The organism is Chromobacterium sp. FG89 (assembly GCF_057808735.1).
This window is the reverse complement of the sequence record NZ_JBMDIQ010000051.1, coordinates 1-6,172: the sequence shown is the minus strand read 5'-3', so window position 1 is coordinate 6,172 and position 6,172 is coordinate 1. Positions and strand designations below refer to the sequence as shown.

The 6,172-nt window shown below is 72.0% G+C and carries 2 protein-coding genes; both read right to left on the bottom strand.

Going from position 1 to position 6,172, the window contains the following annotated elements; translation table 11 throughout:
• Positions 1 to 877, bottom strand: an 877-nt coding sequence (locus tag ACODRW_RS24050; RefSeq protein WP_488906884.1) for a condensation domain-containing protein, incomplete at its 3' end; no start/stop codon positions are given.
• 205 nt (positions 878 to 1,082) lie between these two features.
• Positions 1,083 to 6,172, bottom strand: a 5,090-nt coding sequence (locus ACODRW_RS24045) for an amino acid adenylation domain-containing protein (RefSeq protein WP_488906883.1), incomplete at its 5' end; no start/stop codon positions are given.

Sequence of the window (6,172 nt, the reverse complement as noted above, 5' to 3'; positions counted from 1 at the left end):
CGGGCTGCAGCCGCAGGCGCAGCGGGACGGTGTTGATCAGCAGGCCGACCATGCGTTCGACGCCGGGGAGCTCCGGCGGGCGTCCGGAGACGGTGACGCCGAAGACGACGTCGTCTGAGGCGGAGAGGCGGGCGAGCAGAATGGCCCAGGCCGCTTGCAGCAGGGTGTTGAGGGTGACGCCCAACTGGCGGGCCCGCGCCTGCAGCGGGGCGGTTTCGGTTTGCCGGGACAGAATCAACTGGCGCTCCCCCGCGGCGGCGGCGGCCAGTTTGGCCGGCTCGTCCAGCGCTTCCAGGCTGGCGGCCCAGGCGCGGGCGGCGGCGGTCTTGTCCTGCTGTTGCAGCCAGGCCAGATAGTCGCGGTAGGGCGCGGCCGGCGGCAGCGCGGCCGATTCTCCCTGGCGGTAGAGCGCGAACAGCTCGTCCATCAGGATGGGCATGGACCAGCCGTCGAACAGCAGGTGGTGGAAGCTCCACAGCAGTTGATGGCGTTCCGCGTCCAGCTTGACCAGGATGAAGCGCAGCAGCGGCGGCTTGCCCGGATCGAAGCGGCGGCGCAGGTCCGCCTCCAGCAGCGCGTCCAGCGCGGCGGCGTCCCGGCCGGACAGATCTTCCTCGCGCCAATCCAGCTCGAACTCGCGGGGCACCACCTGACGCGGCTGCGCCAGCCCCTTGTAGACAAAGGCGGCGCGCAGATTGGGATGGCGTTGCAGCAGCGCCTCCGCCGCGCGCCTGAGCCGGCCGGCGTCCAGGACGCCGCGCAGCTCGAAGCGGTTGCGGACATGATAGGCGTCCACCTCGCGTTCGTCGTACAGCGCGTGAAACAGCAATCCTTGCTGCAATGGCGACAGCGGCAGGATTTCGGCGATCTTCGACATCGTGAACCTCGCAATGGGCGGTCGCCGTCGGCGGCCTCCCGGAAAGTATTTGGAACAGGCTCTTAGAGCCTGTTCAAAGTCTCGCGAGCAAGGGCGAGACAAGGCGAAAACGAGCGAAAAAGCGGAATGTACACGTGGTACATGAGCATTTTGAGCTGGTTTTCAACGCCGTATCGCTGAAGCGCAGCAGACATTGAACAGGTTCTTAGAAGCCGGCTTCGATCAGGTCTATCTCCTCCTGCGACAGCCCGCCGGCCAGGGGGTGGTCGGACGGGGTGCTGCCGCCGGCGTCCGGTGCGCGGCCCAGCCTGGCCAAGGCGCGCAGCGCGTCGAACCAGTCCTCCGCCAGCTTCTCGATCTCCTGCCGGTCGAACAGGCGGCCGGCCCACAGCCAGGTGGCCACCAGTTCCGGGCCGTCCGGGCCGTCGTGGGTGGCGGCGTTGAGCTCGATGGCGTGGGTCTGCGGCGTCGAAGAATCGCTGTTTCCGTCCAGCCCGGCCGCTTCCGGCGCCGGCATCCAGTCGCCGCGCGCCGGCGTGGAGAAGCGTCCCAGGTAGTTGAAGCCGAGTTGCGCCGGCGCCGCGCCGCTCAGCCGGGCGGCGGTCTCCGGATTGAGATAGCGCAGCAGGCCGTATCCCAGGCCCCGGTCCGGCAGCGCGCGCAATTGCTCCTTGACCCGCTTCAGCGCCGCGCCCAGCACGGCGTCGTCGTCCAGGGCGGCCGCGGCGGAGGCGCCGGGGTCGAGACAGACGGGGAACAGGCTGGTGAACCAGCCCACGGTGCGGGAAAGGTCGCAATGCTCGCCCAGCTCCTCGCGGCCGTGGCCTTCCAATTCCAGGCGCACCGCGGAGCCGCCGTCCCGTCCCCGGCCATGCCGCCAGCGCGCCACCGCCAGCGCGAAGCCGGTGAGCAGCACGTCGTTGATGCCGGCGTGGAACAGCGCCGGCACCCGGGTCAGCAGATCGGCGGTGACGGCGGAAGGCAGGGCGACGCTCAGACGCCGGCTGGCGCCGGCCGTGTCCAGCGCCGGGTCCAGCAGGCAGGGCGATAGCGGCGGATCGGGCTGGTTCTGGATGGCCGCCCACATCGGCGCTTCGGCCGCGCGGGCGGCGCGGACGGCGTCCTCGTTCAGCAGCAGCGCCCAGCGGCGGAAGGAAGTGGCCACCGGATCCAGCCGGATGGCTTGGCCGGAGCGGGCCTCGCGCCAGGCGGAGGCCAGGTCGGGCAGCAGGATGCGCCAGGAAACGCCGTCCACCGCCAGGTGATGGATGCCCAGCCACAGCCTGCCCGGCGCGTCCGGGCCGGCGTCCAGCCACAGCGCCCGCAACATGGCGCCGGCGGCGGGGTCCAGCTGCCGCGCCGCGGCGGCGATGTCGGCCGGCGGGATCTCCAGATGCGCGTCCGCCGCGATGCGGCGCAGGCAGTCCTGCGCCGAGGTCGAGCCGACCGGCGGCACGCTCAGGCCGTTGTCGGCATCCAGCCGCATCCGCAGCGCGTCGTGTTTGTCCAGCAGTGCTTGCAGCGCCTGCAGCAGATGGGCTTGTTCCAATCCGGCGGGGGTTTGCAACAGCATGGATTGGTAGAAGCCGCTTTGCGGGCCGCCGCGCTCCAGCCACCAGCGGATGATGGGCGTCGCCGGCAGCGGGCCCTCCGCGGTGTCCTCGGCCGCGACGGCGACGACCGGCCGGGCGACGGCGGCCAGCGCCTCCACCCGAGGATGGAGGAAGACCTCGCGCGGGCTGAGCAGCAAGCCTTGCCGCCGCGCGCGGCTGACCAGCAGGATGGAGGCGATGCTGTCGCCGCCGAGATCGAAGAAACCGTCGTCCAGACCGACTTCGTTCAGGCCCAGCAGCTCGGCGTACAGCCCGGCCAGGATGTGCTCGGCGTCGCTGCGCGGAGGCCGCCGCTCGCCGGCCTGGAAATCGGGCGCGGGCAGCGCGCGGTGGTCCAGCTTGCCGTTGGGGGTCAGCGGCAGCGCGTCCAGCGCGACGACGGCGGCCGGCACCATATAGTCGGGCAGCTGCGCCGCCAGGGCTTGTCTGAGCGCGGACGGGGCGATGTCGGCGCCGGGGTGGAGCGCGACATAGGCGAGCAGCTGGCGCGGCGCGCCGTCCGTCTCGCGCAGCACCGCCCGCGCCTGGGACACGGCCGGGTGTTCGCTCAGCCTGGCCTCGATTTCGCTCAGTTCGATGCGGAAGCCGCGCAGCTTGATTTGTTGATCGGCGCGGCCGAGGAATTCCAGCTGGCCGTCGGCGCGCCAGCGCGCCCGGTCGCCGCTGCGGTACAGCCGGCTGCCGGCGGGGCCGAAGGGGTTGGCCACGAAACGCTCGGCGCTGAGCGCCGGCTGATCCAGATAGCCGCGCGCCAGGCCGCTGCCGGCCAGGTAGAGTTCGCCGGGCGCGCCGACGGGCAGCGGGCGCAGCGCGGAATCCAGCACATAGGCGCGGGTATTGTCCATCGGCGCGCCTATCGGCAGCGGCGCAGCCAGTGGCTGATCGCACGGCAGCGGGCAGCAGGTGGCGAAGGTGGTGGTCTCGGTGGGGCCGTAGACGTGGACCAGTTCCAGCCCCGGATGGCGCTCCCGCACCCGCTGGAAGGCGCGCAGCGAGGCGGCTTCGCCGCCGGTCCACAACGTGCGCAGGGTGGCGAAGCAGTCCGGCCGCTCCTCGGCCAGCAGGTTGAACAGCGCGGTGGTCAGGAAGGCCGCGGTGACGCTTTCCCGCTGCAGGATGTCCGCCAGCGAGTCGATGTCGTTGTCCCCCGGCGGCGCCAGCGTCGCCTGGCCGCCGTGCAGCAAGGGCGTCCACAGCTCGTAGGTGGAGGCGTCGAAGGCATGCGGAGAGTGCAGCAGCACCTTGCTCTGGGACGCGCCCTCCCAGCGGCGGTCCAGCGCCAGATCACCGACGTTGGCGTGGCTGACGGCTATGCCCTTGGGCACGCCGGTGGAGCCGGAGGTGTACATCACATAGGCCAGCGCGTCGGGGGTCAGCTCCAGGCGGGGTGGGTGCTCGGCGTTGTCGGACGGACCGTCTATCCGCAGCACCGGCAGGCCCGGCGGCAGCATGGCCGGCGCCGGTGCCTCGTCGGCCAGCAGCAAAGCGGCGCGCGACTGGGCCAGGGTCCAGGCCCGCCGCTCTTCCGGCTGGGCGGTGTGCAGCGGGATATAGCAGCCGCCGGCCTTGAGCACGCCGAGGATGGCCACCGGCAGCAGCGGGCCGCGCCGCAGCCACAGCGCCACCGGCGTTTCCACGGTCACGCCGGCCGCGCGCAAGCGGTGGGCCAGCGCGTTGGATTGCAGATCCAGCTGGCGGTAGCTCAGGCGAACGTCGCCGGCGCAGACCGCGACGGCGTCCGGCGTCAGCCGGGTCTGCCGGCGGAACAGTTCGGGCAGCGTCGCCGGCGCGGTGGCGCGAGTGGTGGCGTTCCAGCCGTCCAGCTGGCGGCTCTCGGCCTCGTCCAGCCAGCGCAGGCTGGCCAGCGGCCGCTCAAGATCGCCGGCCAGCGCCTGGAACAGGCGTGTCAGGCTGGCGAGAATGCGCTCGGCCGCGGCCGGCGGGAAGGCGTCGGCGCGGCAGCCCAGCCGGAGTTCCAGTCTTTCCCCCGGCACCACGCAGAGGCCCAGCGGGTAATGCGACACATCGCCGCCCAAACCGTCGACGGGGCGCACGCTCAGGCCGTCTCCGGCGCGGCTTTGGCGCAGCGCGTCGAGCTGCGGATAGTTTTCGAACACCATCAGCGTGTCGAACAACTCCTCCATGTCCGTCAGCTGCTGGATGTCGCCGAGTCCGAGATGCTGATGCTCCATCATCGCGGCCTGGCGCGATTGTAGATCGTCCAGCCAGCCGGCCAGCGTGGCCGACGGTTCCAGTTTCAGGCGCAGCGGCACGGTGTTGATCAGCAGGCCGGGCAGCCGCGCGATGTCTTCCAGCGGCGCGGTCCGTCCGGACACGGTGATGCCGAACAGCAGATCGTCGCGGCCGGTCAGGCGGGCCAGCAGCAGGCCCCACGCGGCCTGGGCCAGGGTGTTGAGGGTCAGCCCGCGACGCCGCGCCTGGGCGGACAGCGCGGCGCTGAGCTCCGCCGTCAGCGCGGCGGTGTGCAGATCCGGCCGCCGTTCCGCGGCGGGGAGGCCGGGCGCCACCAGGGTGGGCTCGTCCACGCCGCGCAGGTATTGGCCCCAGGCCTGGCGGGCGGCGGCCTGATCGCGGCCGGACAGCCAGAGCAGGTAATCGCGGTAGGCCGGCGCGGGCGGCAGCGCGGCCGATTCTCCCTGGCGGTAGAGCGCGAACAGTTCTTCCAGCAGCACGGGAAGGGACCAGCCGTCGAGCAAGAGGTGGTGGAAAGTCCAGAGCAGGCGGTGGCGCTCCGGCGCCAGCCGGATCAGGGTGAAGCGCAGCAGCGGCCCGCGGTCCGGCGGCATGCTCTCCCCATGATCGGCCGTCTGCATGTCTTCCAGCCGCGCGTGCGCCTCGTCGTCGCTGAGCGCCGACAAATCGGCTTCCCGCCACGGCGCGGCGCTGTCCAGGCTCAAGGCCTGCATCGGTTGCAGGGTGTCCTCGTGAATGAAGGAGGCCAGCAGATGCGGGTGGCGGCTAAGCAGACGTTCGACGGCGCGGCGCAGCGCGGCGCCGTCCAGCGCGCCGTCCAGCTCGATGCGCATCTGCACCACATAGGGGTTGGCGGCGGAATGGTCGTAGAGCGCGTGGAACAGCAGGCCTTGCTGCAGCGGCGTCAGCGGCAGCAGTTCGGCGAGGCCGGGGCGGCGGCGGCTCAGGCGCTCGATTTCGGCCGGCTCCAGCCGCAGCAGCGGCGCGTCGGCGCGCGCGTCAACGGCCAGGGCCGAGGCCTCGGCCGCAACTTGGGCGAGGCCGCGGACGCTGGGGTGTTCGAATACCTGGCGCGGCGTCAGGCCCAAGCCCCGCTTGCGGGCCAGGCTCACCAGCTGGATGGAGCTGATGCTGTCGCCGCCGAGATGGAAGAAGCTGTCGTCCAGGCCGACGCGCTCCAGGCCCAGGGTCTGGGCGAAGGCTTCGGCTAGCAGTTTTTCTTTTTCGGTGACCGGCTCGCGGTGCTCGGCCAGCGTCAGCTCCGGCGCCGGCAAGGCGCGGCGGTCCAGCTTGCCGTTGGGGGTCAGCGGCAGCGCGTCCAGCGCCACCCAGGCGGCGGGCGCCATGTAGTCGGGCAGACGGGCGGCCAGCGCGTCGCGCCAGCGCGCGACGTCGGCCTGGGCGCCGGCGGCGGGCACCGCGTAGGCGACCAGCCGGCGCTGCCCGGGCGCGTCCTCGCGGATCAGGA